Raw genomic sequence first — 15690 nt, 5'->3', positions numbered from 1 at the left:
TTTGCGATTCGAGGCCTAGACTGGAATCACTCGCTCCCCACATGGTGTGGCAAGCGAAGCAAAAAAAACCAAGTCTGGAGGTCAATATCATGAAATCGATTATCAAGGCAGTTGCCATTGCAGCCATCCTCGCCGCCCCGGTCGCTTCGTTTGCGCAATCGAGCCAGCAACCCGTGACCCGCGCCGACGTGCGCAATCAGCTGATCCAGCTGGAACAGGCCGGCTATAACCCGGCGACGTCGAGCGATCCGACCTACCCGCAGGACGTGCAAGCCGCCGAGCGCCGTGTCGATGCGCAAAATCCGGCGGCCGTAGCGCAGACGCAGGAACCGACGGCTGACACGAGCGGTTACGGTTCGGCGACCAACGGTTCGTCGCAGTCGGGTGGTGTGGTTCAGCCGATGAGCGGCCCGAAGTCGGTGTATTTCGGTAACTAAATCGGATAGTTAGCGATTGCGTGGATGATGCCGGCGGAATTAAACCGCAGCATCATCACGCATCAATCAGTATTTTGTACGAATGCGATGTTGAGTACGCGATGTTCAGTACGAATAACCGGATTTAGCCCGATCGAATTGCGTTAATCGGGCCGATTGACTGCACTTCAGCAATAGATCAGGCATCGATTAAGCACGCTTTACCCAATATTCACGATTTTCAGCCGCCCGAAGTGCGGCTCTCCTGAATTCAGGAACCTCCGCTGCCGAAAGGTAGCTTCGCCCAACCTTTTCAAGGATTGGGCTTTTTTTGCGCGCGCGTTTCGGACGGCCTTCAGGGATGTTCGCCGTGAATATAGGATTCGAGTTGCTGGATGGTGAACTGCTGCTCGGCAATGATGTTCTTGACCAGATCGCCGATCGACACCATGCCCACCAGACGGTCGTTTTCGATCACCGGCAAGTGACGCATGCGGCGCTCGGTCATCAGCGCCATGCAGTCGTCGGTGGTCTGGTCGGGACGCACGAAGCGCACAGCCTTGCTCATGATGTCGCGCACCGGCGTGGCTTTCGACGAGCGGTCCATCAGCACGACCTTGCGCGCGTAGTCGCGCTCGGTGACGATTCCCGCGATGCTGTCGCCGTCGGTCACGACCAGCGCGCCGATTCCTTTCTCGGCCATCAGTTTGATCGCGTCGTACACGGAATCGTCGGCCCCGACGGTAAAGACGGTCGTATTGTTCGGTTTCGTTTTAAGAAGCTGTGCAACGCTTGTCATGAACGGCTCCGTTTCGCAGTGCAGCACGCCGGGCGCGGCATGCTGTCGTGAGGGACAGGCCATTCCAGTATAGGCGTGACGCAAAAGCGCGCTACCTCGGGAATACCTGTGGCGCGCGCTGCGTTTATTCGCTGAACGGCGTGCTACGGCGGTCCATTGGCGTGCAGTGATCGCCAACCCGGTGCATTGCGCCGATTAGCGGTAAACTCACCGTCTCTGTACCTTATCCCCGGTTCGCCCGGGTTCCTGTCAGCACCATTGCCCAACGCCATGCTCACGTCTCACGATCCGTCGCAAGCTACAGACGGCGCAGTCAACGGCGAGTGCGTCATCCTCGACGCTACCGCCACGCTTCCCACGCGCTACGGCACGTTCACTTCCTACGTGTTTCGCGTGTGCGAGAGCGGTGCGGAACACCTCGCGCTCGTCATGGGCGATGTCGCCAATCAGTCGTCGGTCCTCACGCGTCTGCATTCGGAGTGTCTGACCGGCGACGTGCTCGGCTCCTACCGCTGCGATTGCGGCGAACAGCTGGACCTCGCGCTGCGCTACGTCGCCGCCGAAGGCTGCGGCGTGCTGCTTTATCTGCGCGGCCACGAAGGGCGGGGAATCGGCTTGTCCAACAAGATTCGCGCGTACGCGCTGCAGGAACAGGGACGCGACACGGTCGAGGCCAATCTCGATCTCGGCCTGCCGGACGACTCACGCGAATACGATTCGGCAGCCGGCATTCTGCGCACGCTCAAGGTGACGTCGGTGCGTCTGATGAGCAACAACCCGGAAAAATTCGACACCTTGTCGAAGCACGGCATTCCGGTGTGCGAGCGGGTGGCGCTGGCCATTCCGATGCGCGAGGAAAACGAGCGCTATATTCGCACCAAGCAGGTGAAGTTCGGTCATTACTTCGACGAGAACGAGTAAGGCTCGAAGCGAAGTTTTGTCGCGCGGCGGAGTGATTCGCCGTCGCTCAGAAGAGCCCGAAATCGTCGTTGCTGTCGGGAATCGCATTCAGCAAACCGCGCATGGCGCGCCATCCCGTCCAGACCGACAGTTTCACAGACAACGCCCGCCACCCGCGGGCGTTGTCATGTGTGCGCGAGCGTGATTGTCTGCGTGGCGAAACTTGCGCACGCAAAAGAGGGCAGGTCGACATGGCGTGTCTCCTTCGCGTCGTCGGGGTTTAACGGGCGCCGATGCGCGGCAGAATCGGCGCAAGCGCTTCGGCAAGTGTGGTCGCGCCGAAGCGTCGTTCGCTGACGCCGTCTTCCACGTCGATACGTCCGGCGTTGTGCGCGTCGTAGAGATCGGTGATGAGATGCGCGTGGCCTTCGCCGAGTCCCGCGTGCCGCAGCGTGACGGCCCATTGATCGCGCGGCACCGCCTGCGCGGCAATCTCGCGATGCGCCAGTTCGCCGAGCGTGCGCGCCACGTCGATCACGCTCACGCGCTGCTGCGCTTCGATACTGACCACTCGCGGCGTCCGCTTCAGTGGCGGTTCATCGAGCAGTAGTTGGGCGGCGAGCAGGCCGACGTCGTGCGCAGCGACCGTCGGAAAACGCTTGTCCAATGGATGATGAAAGCTCGGCAGCACGCCCTGGGTCAGCGCGAGCGGCAGGACGCGCGCCCAGTTGTGCATGTGTTCGGCGGCGCGCAGAAACGTCGTGGGCGCTGCGACCTCGGCGAGTTGCTTTTCGAGCGCGTGAAACAGCGTGGTGATGCCCGTGCCGCTCGGCTGCTCCGCGCCGTAGTCGGAGAGCGCGAGCAGGTGTTGCGGCGGCTCGGCGCGCAGCGCTTCGGCGGCGGCCTCGATCATGGCGCGCATGGCGTTGGCGGGATCGGGGTCGCCGTTCGGCAGAGGGCAGAGCATCTGCACCGCGTACGCGCCGCGAATCGCGCGGCTTACCGACGCCGCATCGAGCAGATCAGCGACCGCGATCTCACATCCCATGTCGGCGAGCGCACCGGCCTGCTTCGCGTCGCGCACGACCGCGCGCACCGGATGCCCCGCGCGGCGCAAAGTTGCCGCGCTGACGCCGCCGACTCTGCCTGCTGCTCCGAAGATCACGAACACGTTGTACTCCTTGAGGAATGGGTTGACCTCATGGTAGTGAGTCGCGCCGCGGTAATCGCGCGGGCAAAGATGACGTTGCGCAGATTCGGATGATCGATTGCGCGGAATGCGCGATGTTGTGTCCGGTAGTCGGTAGTCGGTGGTCGGTGGTCGATAGTCAGCGGCGCGCCGAGCGCAGCCGCGAAAAACGCCGCACAATGGACGTCTATCGATTGCCGTCGACGAGGCTCGCCCATGAATGCCGTGAATCCGTCCGAAGAGCTGGTCCTCAAGCCGCCCACCGCTTCCCGCATCGCGTTGCGCACGAGCAAGGCGTTGGGCTGGCGTGGTTTCGGCGCGGAGCTTCTGAACGTGTCGGCCGGAACGCATCGGCTTCCCGCGCTGCCGCATCACCGCGTCGGGGTTCACGTCGGCGCGCCGGTGCGGGCGCGCTGCGCCTGCAACGAGCAGCGCTATTCGCGCATCCAGGCGCACGGCGATGCCGACGTGATTCCCGCCGGCGTGGACGGACAATGGACCGACGATGCCGCCTGCACGATTTTCAGCGTGTGGATTGCCGACGACTTCGCGCAGCGGACCATCGAGCAACTCGAACTGAAGACCGACGACGCACGGCTTCGTCCGCAGTTCCAGATGCGCGACGCGCGTTTTCAGCATCTGGCGTGGGCACTGCGCGCCGAACTCGAAGCCGACGACGCGTCCGACCCGCTTTACGCGGAAAGTCTCTGTACGGCGATGATCGTGCGGCTGATCGGCCGCGCGCCTGCGCTGGAGCGGCTCGCCGCCAAGCGCCGCGTGCTCGCGCCGGCCACGGCCGCGCGCACCATCGACTTTATCGAAGCCCATCTCGACCAGCCTCTCACGCTGACCGAACTCGCCGCGCAGGCGGCATTGAGCGTGCCGCACTTCAAGGCGCTGTTTCGCGAAACGCTAGGCATGCCGGTGCATCAATACGTGCTGCGGCGACGTGTGGAGCGCGCCCGCGCGCTGCTGCTCGAAGGGCGGTCGAGCGCGAGTCAGATCGCGCTCGATACCGGCTTTGCGCACCAGAGTCATATGGCGCACTGGATGGGCCGTCTGCTCGGCGTCACGCCGCGCGAACTCGTCAAGGCGGCCGCGCGCAAAGCCTGACGCTGGCGGCGGCCGCGCCGTGCCGCGTCAGCCGGGCGCGGCGCCCGTCAGTTGCGCATAGACGTCGTGCGAGAGCTGCAGCAACTCCTTGCGATCGATGCCGCCCGACACGGCATAACCGAAGTCGCCATCCACCCAGTAAAACACGTTCACCGGACCGTCCTGATAGAGCTTGAACGCGGTCGTGTTCGAGCTTGCCTGACGGTGCGAAATGCACAGCGTCACGCGCTCGCCGTTCGGGCCGCGATACATGAACTGCGCGGTGGGGCCGTCCGCGCCGGGCAGCAGACGCCCACCCGAAAGCATGAAGCCGCTCTTCGCGAGCATCGGCGGATGCACGTTGGTGCCGAGCCGGTTGGCGAGCCATTGCACGAAATCCTGCTCGTGGTCCGCGGTCATGTCGACCGGACGGTCGATGGCGGGCATATACACGACATGCGCGATCGCGGCCTGGCGAGCGAACGTTTCGGAGCCGTCCGCGCTGACCGGACGGGTCGCCGAATGGCTCATGCCCGCGGGCGCGACGACGTCCTGGCCCATATGCGTGCCCACGCCGATGCCGATACCCATCACCAGCGCCGCCGCCATGCCCGCGAACTGCGGCCAGTTGGCGGCGCTGAGCCAGCGACGCGGCGCCACGGCCGGCGGCGCCTGCAGCCGCTTGGGCACGGGTTCGTTCAACACGCGGTCGTAGCGCTCGTGGAACATGCTGTTGAGCGAGAAATAGTCGCTGATGCGCGCTGCCAGTTCGGGGTTCAATTCGAGCGCGCGTTCCACCTCGGCGCGTCGTTCCTCGGACAGCGTGCCGTCCACGTATGCGTGCAGTTCTTCTTCGCCGATCGGCGTCTGTTGGTCGCTCATCGCACCACCTTTAATTTCGCACCGGGCTGCGTGCCCGCCATCAATGCCCGAAGGCGCTCGCGTCCGCGCGATAAACGCGACATCACCGTGCCGATCGGTATTTCCAGCGCCAGCGCCACATCGGAATAACTCATTTCTTCGAGCCCGACCAGCAGCACGACTTCGCGCTGCTCCATCGGCAGACGCTGCAACGCGTAGTCGAGATCGCGCATTTCCAGCGAACGTCCCTGTTCGGACGGCACCGCATATTCGCTTTCGTGGACGCTCTCGTCGTCGACCGCCACGTGGACGGCGCGCGCCGACGCCTTGCGCGCCTGATTGGCGAAGACGTTGTGCATGATCGTAAAGAGCCAGGCGCGCAGATCGGTGCCTGGCTGGAACTGGCCCGTGCGGCCGAGCGCGCGTTCGAGCGTGTCCTGTACGAGATCGTCGGCGAGATCGCGATTGTTGATCAGGGCTCGCGCATAGCGCCGCAAACGCGGCACATGCTCCATCAACTCGTCACGGACATCCATTTTGCTTTCCCATCGTGATGCTGCTCGTGGTGCTTCGGGTGTTACGTCCGACGAGCGTCGCAGTGAAAAACGCGGGCGTGGCGCGCGCGCCTGTCCGGGCCGGTTCGCGAACGACGCGTATCTGGAGTCCAAACACGAACGAATTCATTTTATTCCGCCCATTTTTCTTGCCGCGGGTTTCTTTTTTCGCCGGACCGTTGCGCCTTGCCGTTCGGCCGGCGCGCAGGCCGCGCTTGCCCGGCATGCGATCAGTGCAGCGTCATGGCGTCGGCGGCGCGCATCAGGCCGTGGGTACGGGCGTCGCCCGCGACCACGAAACGCTGGCGCTGCGCCACCCAGCCGAGCAGACGGATATCGCCGATACGCCGCGCCGACCATTGCGGCTGGGTCCGCGCGAGCAGCGCGAGCGTGGACACCAGCACCACCGGCTGGTTGGCGCCGTTCAGGTAGATGAATTCGCTGGCCCGCTGGAACACGCCCAGCGAAATCACCCGGCGTTCGACCAGCCGCAGCCCGATCGTCGACAGATCCGGCGCGCCGGCGTCCGCGTAGGTGGGGGTTTGCGCCGAAAACGGCTCGGCCGAGCTTTCCGCCAACGCCATGACGGCCGCGTTGTCGAGCGCGCGCGCCGAAGTCTGGGTCGCGGCGAGCCAGCCGCTCGCGGCCGTCAGCACGAACAGCGCGGCGAGCAGTGTGCGCGTCGTTTTGCTGCGGCGCGCGGCGTCGCGCAGTCGGGCAAGCGCGGCTCGCCATCCGCCGACGGGGCGTGCGAGCGGTTCGTCGGTGGTCTGGAAGGCGTCCTGGATCTGCGCGTTCAGGCGGCCGTAGAACGCCACGCGGCGCGCTTCGGTCGGCTGCTTGCCGAGATAGTCGCGCAGGAAGGCGGCGCGTTCCGGGCTCAGGCTGCCGTCGGCGTAGGCCTGAATATCCGCCTCGGAAAGAGGCGAGTCGGGAGGGACGTCGGATGAATTCATGGTGTGCACTCGCATGGGCCGGAACCCGGCTATCGATGAGGCAAACACCGGCGAAGGCGGGTTTATTCCGCCGGGGAGAATTCCGGTTTCGCGCGCGAGCTAACCCGTGCGCAAGCCAGTTTATTCCCACTTCGAACTATGTTTTTCAGTGCGCGGATAAAGCGGAATAAAAGCCGCCGGCACGTGGTTCTCCCTGATGCAAACCTGCACAACACTCTCTGGAGTTCATCATGAAGAAGATCGCTATCGCCGCTTTGTCTTTCGCTGTTCTGGCCGTGTCGTCGAGCGCTTTCGCCGAAGGCAAGACGCGCGCGCAGGTCTATCAGGAACTGATCGAAGCGCAGCAGAACGGCCTCGACTACGTGACCGACGCGTCCTATCCGGACGTGAGCCCGGTGTTCGCGCAGCAGGTCGCGCAGCACAAGCAGGCGCTCGCCGCCGAAGCCGCCGCCGCGAGCCGCGTGGCGAGCAGCAACACGTCGGCGGCCGGTGTCAATTGAAGCCTCGATTGAAGCTTCGATTGATGCGCCGATGCGCGATATCCGGCGTGTACGGTCACGCCGGATATCGCGGACGGCATGGCTCGCACAACCGACGCCGTTTCCTCACTCAGCTTTTCACGCGTTGCGACGCCGGATCGTACGGCGCTTTCAGATGCAGACTGGCCGGCAGCAACTCGCCGGCGACATCGATCGCATAGCTGCCGCTGTTCAGATACGCGCTATCTGCCGCGCCGTCCGGGTTGTGCACATAAGCCATCGCCACCGGACAGCCGAGCGTATGGCCGAACGCCGCCGAGCTGACGAAGCCGACCGGCTTGCCGTCGCGCAGGACGGCTTCGCCGCCCCACAGCATGCGATCGGCTGCGCTGTCGGCGGTCAGCACGACCATGCGGCGGCGCGGCGCTTCGGCGCGCAATCGCAGTAGCGCGTCGCGTCCGCGAAACGGAATGTCCTTGTCGAGCTTGCAGGCGAACGACAAGCCGGCTTCGAACGGGTTCGTGTCCGGCGTGAGTTCGCGTCCCCATGCACGGTAGCCTTTCTCGATCCGCAGCGAATCGATTGCGTAATAGCCCGCGTTGACGAGGCCGAACGCGCGGCCCGCCGCGTGCAGCGTCTCGTACACGCCGACGGCGAATTCCACCGGCACGTACAGTTCCCAGCCAAGTTCGCCGACGTAGGTGAGACGCGTGGCGCGCACGGTCGCATAGCCGAGATCGACCTCGCGGCTCTGGCCGAACGCGAAGGCTTCGTTGCTCCAGTCCGCTTTCGAGACGCTTTGCAGCAGTTCGCGCGAGCGGGGTCCCATGACGGCGAGCACGGCGTACTGGCCGGTCACGTCCACGAGGGTGCAGTGTTTGTCGTGGGGAATGGCTTTTTCGATCACGTCGAAATCGCGCGTGGTCTGCGCGGTGCCGGTGACGAGCAGGTATTGGTCGTCGGCGAGGCGTGTGAGCGTGAAGTCCGATTCGTAGGTGCCGCGGTCGTTGAGCATGCCGGTGTAGACGGTGGTGCCGGGCGGCACGGCCACGTCGTTGGTCACCAGACCTTGCAGCACCGTTTCCGCGTCGCGTCCCTTGACGAGAAATTTGGAGAACGAGGTCATGTCGAACAGCGCGACGCCTTCGCGGCAGGCGCGATGCTCGGCGCCGCTCCACGGCAGCCAGTTCTGCTGGCCGAACGCGTAGTCGATCTTCGCTTCGGCGGGTGTGGGCGCGAAAAAGTTGGCGCGTTCCCAGCCCATCTTGCTGCCGAAACAGGCGCCGTTATCGCGCAACAGCGAATACAGCGGCGAGCGGCGAAACGGGCGCGCGCTGTCGAGTTCGCGATTCGGCCACGGCATCGCGTAGTGCAGGCCGAGCGTTTCTTTCACACGGTCGTGCAGCCACGTGTCGTTGCCGTTGAAGCGCGCAAACCGGCGAATGTCGACCGGCCACAGGTCCATGGTCGGCTCGCCGGCCACGATCCATTCGGCGAGCGCCATGCCGGCGCCGCCCGCGGACGCGATGCCCATCGAGTTGAAGCCCGCGCCGACGAAAAAGCGCCGCAATTCCGGCGCTTCGCCGAGCATGAAGTTGTTGTCCGGCGTGAACGACTCGGGGCCGTTGTAGAACTGCTTCACCTGCGCCGTTTCGAGTGCCGGCACGCGTTGCAAGGCGTTTTCCATCAGGATTTCGAACTGATCCCAGTCGTCGGGCAGCAACTGGAATTCGAAGTTCTCGGGAATGCCGTTCATGCCCCACGGTTTCGCGTCGGGTTCGAAGCCGCCCATGACGAGGCCGCCCACTTCTTCCTTGAAGTAGATGAAGCCGTCCGGATCGCGCATGACCGGCAGGTCGGGATGCACGCCGGCAATACGTTCGGTGACGATGTAGTAATGCTCGGCCGAATGCAGCGGCACAGTGACGCCGCACAGACGGCCGACCGCCTTGGCCCATTGCCCCGCGCAATTCACGACGATTTCCGCGTCGATCGTGCCTTCCTCGCCATCCTTGTTGCGCCACGTCAGGCCGCTGACCTCGCGCGCGCCGTGGGCGCGGCCGCCATCCGCCGGGCGCGAGTGGATCGCCGTCACCCGCGTGTTTTCGACGATGCGCGCGCCGCGTGTGCGGGCGCCGCGCGCCAGCGCCTGGGTGAGGTCGGTCGGATTCGCCTTGCCGTCGCCGGGCAGCCAGACGGCGCCGAGCAGGTCGTCCGTGCGCATGACGGGCCACAGATCGCCGGCTTCCTGCGGACCGATCACTTCGCAGGCTACGCCGTACGCGCGCGCCACGGCGGCGGTGCGCTTGAGTTGCGTCATGCGTTCGGCAGTGCGCGCCACCGACAGCGAGCCGCATTGCTTCCAGCCGGTGCCGAGTCCGGTCTCCGCTTCGAGTTCGGCGTACAGCGCGGTCGAGTAGCGGATCAGCTTCGTCATGCTTTCCTGCGCGCGCAACTGGCCGACCAGACCCGCTGCGTGCCAGGTCGTGCCGCACGACAGTTGGCCCTGTTCGAGCAGCACCACGTCGGTCCAGCCCAGCTTCGTAAGGTGATAGGCAACCGAGCAGCCGATGATGCCGCCACCGATGATGACGACGCGGGCGTGGGCGGGAATACGAGCCGAGGTGGATGTGGACATATGTGGATATGAGTTGATTTAGCCTGTGTAGATTGCTACAAAAACTGAGAAAAAGCAACGTCTGGCAGGTTTTAGCCGGCTTGGACGACGCACGTCGGTGTGGTTTTTAGTGGAATTGAGTTGACATTGTTTGGCCGGAAACGTGGGTTTTGCTAAACTCCCTGTCACTTTCCGACTCCCGCCGCCCATGTTTTCCAACCAACGCCAAGCCGAAATCCTGCGTCTCGTGCGCGAACATCGCACCTGCTCGATCACCGATCTGGCGGCGCGCTTCGAGGTGTCGGACGAAACGATCCGCCGCAACATCAAGGCGCTGATCGCCGACGGCCATCTCGTCAAGGTGCATGGCGGCGTCATGCTGCCCGAGCGTCTGGACGAACCGCCGTTCCAGCGGCGCATGGTGGCGAGCCGCGCGGCCAAGCAGGCGATCGCCGCGCGAATCGGCGAACGGGTGCGCGACGGCGACTCGCTGATCCTCGAAGGCGGCACGACCTGCGTGCATATCGCTCAGGCGCTGGCGGCGCGCGCGCGGCTCACGGTCGTCACCAATTCCATCGAAGTGGCGCGGGTGTTGGCTCCGCGTAACGGCAACCGGGTGTTTATTGCGGGCGGCGAGTTGCGTCCCGACGACACTGCCGCCGTCGGCGATAGCGTGCTGGCCTTCTTGCGACAGTTTCACGTGCGCTACGCGATCGTCTCCGTGACCGCGATCGACCTGCAAGGCCGTTTCATGGACGCGCTGCCCGCCGACGTGGCGTTCTCGCTCGCCGCTTTCGCGCAGGCCGAACGGCGCGTCGTCGCCGCGGATCACGCGAAATTCGGCCATAGCGCGCTGGTCCACGCGTTCGGCGCCGACTCGGTCGATCTGCTCGTCACCGACGAGGCGCCGCCGTCCGCGCTCGCCGGGGCGCTCGCGGCGGCCGGGGTCGAGGTCGAAGTGGGCGCTGCAGGCCTTTCCGATCCGCGCGTAAAATGACCGGTTACCACGGGTAAACGGCGCCTGGCGGAAGCGGGGCGGCAGTCGCGCCGGTTCGCCGCAGGAACGTTCGAGCACGTCCGCCGTTGCCGGCTAGAAAAGGAATGCAGCCTGATGTCGTCAGTTTTCTTTGATCGGGAGAGGATTGCGGAGTGGCTCGGTGATCACACCGTGGCCAAGGCGCGCTCGGTCGGCGCGGTCAGCAAGCTGAAATGGCATGGCGCCACGTTGAGCGGCGACGTGCAAGGCTCGCGCGAGGAGCCGTATCACACGCGCGTGCGGTTTCGCACCGATGGCGGCCAGCCGTGGGCGCAGGGCGACTGCACCTGCCCGGTCGGGCGCAACTGCAAGCACGTCGCGGCGCTGCTGCTGGCCGAACTCGACTATCACGACGAGATGGACCATCTCACCGCCTTCACCCCTGAAGACGAGCCGGAAGCCGGCAACTACCGGCAGGATGCCGCCCTCGACGCCATCGAACCGGCGCCCGCCGTGCGTCCCGAACTGGTGAGCTGGCTCGAACGTTTCCGCGCGCGCGCCGAGGCCGCCGACGCCGGCGTCCAGCAGGCAAGTGCGGCGCCCACCCAGACGCTCGCGTATCGGCTGAACTGGTCTGACTTCCACATGCGTCACGAAGTGGTGCTGTACCGGGCGCGTTGCGACGCGCAGGGCACCGTCACCGAGGTCGACGAGCCGTGGAGCAACGTGGAATCCGCTCTCGTCAAACAGCCCCGGTTCGTCTCCGACGAAGACCTGTCGATCCTGCGCGGCCTGTGGCTCGGCCGCTCGCGCGAAGACTTCGGGCAGTTCATCCTGCGCGGCACGAGCGGCGCGGAAATGCTGCAAAAATTGATGGCGACCGGCCGCCTGTTCTGCGACCTCACACCCGCGCCCGGCCACGACCGGCCGACGCCGCTCTCGCGTGGCGCCGACCGGCCGGGCCGCATCGAATGGGAGCCGCTCGCCGACAAGCGGCTGCGCCCCGTGCTGCGCACCGAACCGCGCGCCACCATGGTGCTGCCGACCGAGCCGGTCTGGTACGTGGACGGCGTGGCCAACGAGGCTGGTGTCGTCGAATCGTCGCTGCCGTTCCAGCAGTTGCCCGATTACCTCGCCATGCCGCCTATCTCGCTCGCCGAAGCGCCGCTGGTGGCGTCCGTGCTGCGCGAGATTTCGCCCGAGCTGCCGTTACCGCCCACGCACGATTCGTCCGCGATCCGCGTGATCGATGTCGAGCCGGTGCCGGTGCTCACGCTCAACAGTCATGCGCTGCCCGCGTCCGGCAAGAGCGCGATGCGCAAGACCGAGGCGGTCGAACTCGCGGGCGTGAGTTTCGATTACGACGGCGTCAGCATCAACGTGGACAGCAGCGTCACGCTGGTGCCGATGCCCGGCGGCGACGTCATGCATATCCGGCGGCGCTACGAGGTCGAGAAGAAGCGGCTGCTCGAACTGCGCAAGACCGGTTTGCAAAAGGTGCCGACCAGCCGCGTGTACGCGGCGCGTCTGTTGCCCGACACCATGCTCGGTTTGCCCGACGCCGACGCGTGGTCCGCGTTCGTCAACGACGCCGTGCCGGAACTCGTCGCCAAAGGCTGGCGCGTGAGCATGGCGCCGGAGTTCCGCTACAACGTCATCGAGATCGACGCGATCGACGGCACCGCGCATCAGGCCGGCGACGGCTGGTTCGACCTGGAGATGGGTATTCGCATCGGCGAGCGCAACGTGCGGCTCGAACCGCTGCTCGCCGATCTGTTCCAGCGCGACCGGCGGTGGCTGAACGGCTCGCTCGAAGCGATCGCCGACGCCGAGCCGATCGAGCTGAAGACCGAAGAGAACAAACGTCTGCGGCTGCGCGCCGATCGCCTGAAGCCGGTGGTGCGCGTGCTGGTCGATCTCTTCGACGCGCTTGGCAGCTCGCTTGCCGAAGGTGCGCCGCTGCGCGTGCCGTCCGTCGACGCCGGTCGTCTCGAAGCGCTCGACAGCACCGGGCGCTGGCAATTCAAGGGCGAGGATTCGATCCGCCAGCTGGCGCGCCGTCTGCAAGCCGGACCGGGACTGCGCGAGGTGCCGGTGCCGCAGGGTTTGCGCGCGGAATTGCGCACGTATCAGCATCAAGGGCTGAACTGGATGCAGTTTTTGCGCGAACACGACCTCGCCGGCGTGCTCGCGGACGACATGGGTCTGGGCAAGACCGTGCAGACGCTGGCGCACATTCTCGCGGAAAAGGAAGCCGGGCGGCTGACGCGTCCCGCGCTGATCGTCGTGCCCACCACGCTCGTGCACAACTGGCGCGAGGAAGCGCGCCGCTTCGCGCCCGAGTTGCGCGTGCTCGTTCTGAACGGACCGCAGCGCAAGGAGCGCTTCGAGCAGATCGGCGAGCACGAGCTGATTCTCACCACGTACGCGTTGCTGTGGCGCGATCAGAAAGTGCTGGCCGAGCATGCCTATCACCTGCTGATTCTCGACGAAGCGCAGTACGTCAAGAACGCCACGACCAAAGCCGCGCAGGCCATTCGCGGATTGCAGGCGCGGCATCGGCTGTGCCTCACCGGCACGCCGCTGGAAAATCACCTCGGCGAATTGTGGTCGCAGTTCGATTTTCTGTTGCCCGGTTTTCTCGGGACCCAGAAAGACTTCACGCGGCGCTGGCGCAATCCGATCGAAAAGAACGGCGACGGTGTGCGCCGCGCCTTGCTCGCGCGCCGCATCCGGCCGTTCATGCTGCGACGCCGGAAAGACGAGGTGGCGAAGGAGTTGCCGGCCAAAACCACCATCTTGTGTTCGGTCGATCTGGAAGGTGCGCAACGCGATCTCTACGAAACCGTGCGGACCGCGATGCAGGAAAAGGTGCGAGCCGCGGTCAGTGCGCAAGGGCTCGCGCGCAGTCACATCATCGTGCTCGACGCGTTGCTGAAGTTGCGGCAGGTGTGCTGCGATCCGCGTCTCGTGAAAACGCACGTCGCGACGCAAGCGTCGGACGAAGGGAATGAGGCGCACGGGGAAAACGCGCGAGCCGGAAAAGACTCGACGCTTGAGAAGGGCGGGAAGCCGGAAAAAGTGGAGAAGGGCGCCCGCGTGCTGGGTTCCGCCAAGCTCGATTTACTGCTTTCGATGCTGCCCGAACTGATCGACGAGGGACGGCGCGTGCTGTTGTTCTCGCAGTTTACTGGCATGCTCGCGCTGATCGGCGAGGCGCTCGACGAAGCTGCGATTCCCTACGTGATTCTGACCGGCGACACCACCGACCGCATTACGCCGGTCGAGCGTTTTCAGCAGGGCGAAGTGCCGCTGTTCCTGATCAGCCTGAAAGCGGGCGGCGTGGGTTTGAACCTGACCGCCGCGGACACGGTGATTCACTACGATCCGTGGTGGAATCCCGCCGCGGAGAATCAGGCCACCGATCGCGCGCATCGGCTCGGGCAGGACAAGCCGGTGTTCGTCTACAAGCTGATCGCGGCGGGCAGCATCGAAGAAAAGATCGTGGAATTGCAGGAAGAGAAAGCCGGACTCGCCGACAGCATTCTGTCGGAAGACGCGGCGGGCGCCGCCAAATTCTCGGACGACGACCTCGACGCACTGTTCGCGCCGATACCGGAGATCGAGAGCGGACGCTGACGCGTGGCGCTCGCGTTTTCAGTGGACGCGAGTTGCCTGCTCCAGTATCTCGTCGACCCACTGGTTGATGCTTTTGCCCGCGGCGGCCGCCGCGATGCCCACGGCGGCATGCACTTCAGGGCGGATGCGCAGCATCAGGTTGCCGGACGCGGGTTTTTGCGGCGTGCGGCCGGTTTTGGCGCAGTCTTCCAGGTAGTGATCGACCGCCTCCTGAAATTGCCCGGTCAACTCGCTCACGCTCTCGCCGTGGAAAATGATCCGGTCGACTACGCCCAGCACCTGTCCCACGAAAATGTTGTCACGCGGATCGAATTCGATTCGCGCCTGATAACCCTTGTATGTCATTGCGTTCATCACAGCAGTATTCCCAAGCCAAGTTCGCTCAACCATTCGCGCAGTGCTTCGACCTGATACCGGCGCGCTTCCTTGCCGGGATGCGGACGATGCATGAAGCAGCGCGTGTCGCGCAGTTCGAGCGCCACGCGCGAGCCGGAACCCTCGCGCACCTCGCCGCCGAGCGCGACGATCAGCGCCTCGATGTCAGAGAACACGATGCCGCTCGGGGTTGGCTTTCTGAAGACCGCGCACAGCACGCCGAAATGCTTCGATTTCATATTTATGATAGCAATAAGTGATATCAGTTTCAAGAGTGCTCTGCTGGCGACGAGGTAATGACGCGGCCGTACTGCCGCATGCAAAAAGCCTCGTTCCACCATTCGACGCACTCCAACGGATTCACTCTGACGCGCTGTACAAAGTCGCGGGTTCCTCCTTCCTCCCATTCGGCCAGGTTTGCTTCGGACGATTTGACGATCCGATTTGACAATCTTTAAACGACTTATTTTGAGACTGTTTCTATACTGAGTCGCAATTGTCAAATCCGCGTTTCCACAAACAGAAGCCGGGAGCTAAACGACAAAGGTAGGCGGGGCCAATTACCGGGGCGAGCGAGACCACCCGAGCCGAACGTGACCCGAAAGCGACCCGAACGAGGTCGAGCGATCTGTTTTGACGGGGCGAAACGCCTTACGCGACGGCGTACGCAAACGGCATGCGCATTGAACTCAAAGCGCGCGCAATGCGATACATGACCGACACGCCGTTTAACCGAGGTCAGTAAAACGAACGGCCGTTTTCGATTATGATGAATCGCCCCCTCGATAATCCGCGCGGTGAAAGCAATAGCGCTATGCAACAAAAGCGCATATATCC

Annotated in this window: 14 protein-coding genes; 6 read left to right on the top strand and 8 right to left on the bottom strand. The window is 64.4% G+C overall.

The genetic code is table 11. The annotated features are described in order from the left end of the window. Positions 1–89 precede the first annotated feature (89 nt). Complete coding sequence (locus P3T18_RS33555) at positions 90–437, top strand: DUF4148 domain-containing protein (protein WP_429304282.1); 348 nt, start codon at positions 90–92, stop codon at positions 435–437. A 334-nt stretch (positions 438–771) separates the two neighbouring features. Here P3T18_RS33555 and P3T18_RS33550 read toward each other — a convergent pair whose 3' ends face one another. Further along, positions 772–1215: a CBS domain-containing protein gene (locus P3T18_RS33550; protein ID WP_429304281.1), complete on the bottom strand. Its 444-nt coding sequence runs from the start codon at positions 1213–1215 to the stop codon at positions 772–774. A gap of 270 nt (positions 1216–1485) precedes the next feature. Here P3T18_RS33550 and ribA point away from each other — a divergent pair, with 270 nt between their 5' ends. Then, positions 1486–2136, top strand: a complete 651-nt coding sequence (gene ribA / locus P3T18_RS33545) for a GTP cyclohydrolase II (protein WP_429304280.1) — start codon at positions 1486–1488, stop codon at positions 2134–2136. 259 nt (positions 2137–2395) lie between these two features. On the opposite strand, the gene P3T18_RS33540 is transcribed toward ribA, so the two are convergent. After that, positions 2396–3286: an NAD(P)H-binding protein gene (locus P3T18_RS33540; RefSeq protein ID WP_429304279.1), complete on the bottom strand. Its 891-nt coding sequence runs from the start codon at positions 3284–3286 to the stop codon at positions 2396–2398. A gap of 234 nt (positions 3287–3520) precedes the next feature. Here P3T18_RS33540 and P3T18_RS33535 point away from each other — a divergent pair, with 234 nt between their 5' ends. Continuing rightward, positions 3521–4417, top strand: a complete 897-nt coding sequence (locus P3T18_RS33535) for a helix-turn-helix domain-containing protein (protein WP_429304278.1) — start codon at positions 3521–3523, stop codon at positions 4415–4417. A 27-nt stretch (positions 4418–4444) separates the two neighbouring features. On the opposite strand, the gene P3T18_RS33530 is transcribed toward P3T18_RS33535, so the two are convergent. The 3 genes from P3T18_RS33530 to P3T18_RS33520 form a co-directional block, all read right to left on the bottom strand. Then, positions 4445–5278 carry an anti-sigma factor family protein gene (locus P3T18_RS33530; protein ID WP_429304277.1) on the bottom strand — a complete coding sequence of 278 codons (834 nt, stop codon included), beginning with the start codon at positions 5276–5278 and terminating at the stop codon, positions 4445–4447. Next, positions 5275–5793 (bottom strand): sigma-70 family RNA polymerase sigma factor, encoded by a 519-nt coding sequence (locus tag P3T18_RS33525; protein ID WP_429304276.1) that lies wholly within the window; start codon positions 5791–5793, stop codon positions 5275–5277. The genes P3T18_RS33530 and P3T18_RS33525 overlap by 4 nt, the downstream gene beginning before the upstream one ends. Before the next feature lie 248 nt (positions 5794–6041). Next, positions 6042–6767 carry an anti-sigma factor family protein gene (locus P3T18_RS33520; protein ID WP_429304275.1) on the bottom strand — a complete coding sequence of 242 codons (726 nt, stop codon included), beginning with the start codon at positions 6765–6767 and terminating at the stop codon, positions 6042–6044. Between the two features lie 230 nt (positions 6768–6997). On the opposite strand from P3T18_RS33520, the gene P3T18_RS33515 reads away from it, so the two are divergent. Beyond that, complete coding sequence (locus P3T18_RS33515; protein WP_429304274.1) at positions 6998–7267, top strand: DUF4148 domain-containing protein; 270 nt, start codon at positions 6998–7000, stop codon at positions 7265–7267. Positions 7268–7376: 109 nt separating this feature from the next. Here P3T18_RS33515 and P3T18_RS33510 read toward each other — a convergent pair whose 3' ends face one another. Beyond that, positions 7377–9884 (bottom strand): GcvT family protein, encoded by a 2508-nt coding sequence (locus P3T18_RS33510; RefSeq protein WP_429304273.1) that lies wholly within the window; start codon positions 9882–9884, stop codon positions 7377–7379. A 187-nt stretch (positions 9885–10071) separates the two neighbouring features. On the opposite strand from P3T18_RS33510, the gene P3T18_RS33505 reads away from it, so the two are divergent. Together P3T18_RS33505 and P3T18_RS33500 are read left to right on the top strand one after the other, a co-directional pair. Next, positions 10072–10860, top strand: coding sequence for a DeoR/GlpR family DNA-binding transcription regulator (locus P3T18_RS33505; protein WP_429304272.1), 789 nt, complete (start codon positions 10072–10074; stop codon positions 10858–10860). 114 nt (positions 10861–10974) lie between these two features. After that, positions 10975–14478 carry an SNF2-related protein gene (locus P3T18_RS33500; protein WP_429304271.1) on the top strand — a complete coding sequence of 1168 codons (3504 nt, stop codon included), beginning with the start codon at positions 10975–10977 and terminating at the stop codon, positions 14476–14478. An 18-nt stretch (positions 14479–14496) separates the two neighbouring features. Here P3T18_RS33500 and P3T18_RS33495 read toward each other — a convergent pair whose 3' ends face one another. Both P3T18_RS33495 and P3T18_RS33490 read right to left on the bottom strand, forming a co-directional pair. After that, a complete protein-coding gene (locus P3T18_RS33495) occupies positions 14497–14832 on the bottom strand; it encodes a type II toxin-antitoxin system HicB family antitoxin (RefSeq protein ID WP_429304270.1) in 336 nt (111 codons plus the stop codon). Continuing rightward, positions 14832–15194, bottom strand: coding sequence for a type II toxin-antitoxin system HicA family toxin (locus tag P3T18_RS33490; RefSeq protein ID WP_429304269.1), 363 nt, complete (start codon positions 15192–15194; stop codon positions 14832–14834). Before P3T18_RS33490 ends, P3T18_RS33495 begins: the two co-directional genes overlap by 1 nt. Positions 15195–15690 lie beyond the last annotated feature (496 nt).

It is taken from the genome of Paraburkholderia sp. GAS199 (genome assembly GCF_050436585.1).
GTDB lineage: Bacteria > Pseudomonadota > Gammaproteobacteria > Burkholderiales > Burkholderiaceae > Paraburkholderia.
Note: the sequence above shows the minus strand (reverse complement) of the source record. Positions and strands in the feature narration are given on the sequence as shown.

Coding starts and splice junctions, on each gene's coding strand:
- P3T18_RS33555 (WP_429304282.1), top strand. CDS start 90: ATGAAATCGATTATCAAGGCAGTTGCCATTGCAGCCATCCTCGCCGCC.
- P3T18_RS33550 (WP_429304281.1), bottom strand. CDS start 1,215: ATGACAAGCGTTGCACAGCTTCTTAAAACGAAACCGAACAATACGACC.
- ribA (WP_429304280.1), top strand. CDS start 1,486: ATGCTCACGTCTCACGATCCGTCGCAAGCTACAGACGGCGCAGTCAAC.
- P3T18_RS33535 (WP_429304278.1), top strand. CDS start 3,521: ATGAATGCCGTGAATCCGTCCGAAGAGCTGGTCCTCAAGCCGCCCACC.
- P3T18_RS33530 (WP_429304277.1), bottom strand. CDS start 5,278: ATGAGCGACCAACAGACGCCGATCGGCGAAGAAGAACTGCACGCATAC.
- P3T18_RS33525 (WP_429304276.1), bottom strand. CDS start 5,793: ATGGATGTCCGTGACGAGTTGATGGAGCATGTGCCGCGTTTGCGGCGC.
- P3T18_RS33520 (WP_429304275.1), bottom strand. CDS start 6,767: ATGAATTCATCCGACGTCCCTCCCGACTCGCCTCTTTCCGAGGCGGAT.
- P3T18_RS33515 (WP_429304274.1), top strand. CDS start 6,998: ATGAAGAAGATCGCTATCGCCGCTTTGTCTTTCGCTGTTCTGGCCGTG.
- P3T18_RS33510 (WP_429304273.1), bottom strand. CDS start 9,884: ATGTCCACATCCACCTCGGCTCGTATTCCCGCCCACGCCCGCGTCGTC.
- P3T18_RS33505 (WP_429304272.1), top strand. CDS start 10,072: ATGTTTTCCAACCAACGCCAAGCCGAAATCCTGCGTCTCGTGCGCGAA.
- P3T18_RS33500 (WP_429304271.1), top strand. CDS start 10,975: ATGTCGTCAGTTTTCTTTGATCGGGAGAGGATTGCGGAGTGGCTCGGT.
- P3T18_RS33495 (WP_429304270.1), bottom strand. CDS start 14,832: ATGAACGCAATGACATACAAGGGTTATCAGGCGCGAATCGAATTCGAT.
- P3T18_RS33490 (WP_429304269.1), bottom strand. CDS start 15,194: ATGGTGGAACGAGGCTTTTTGCATGCGGCAGTACGGCCGCGTCATTAC.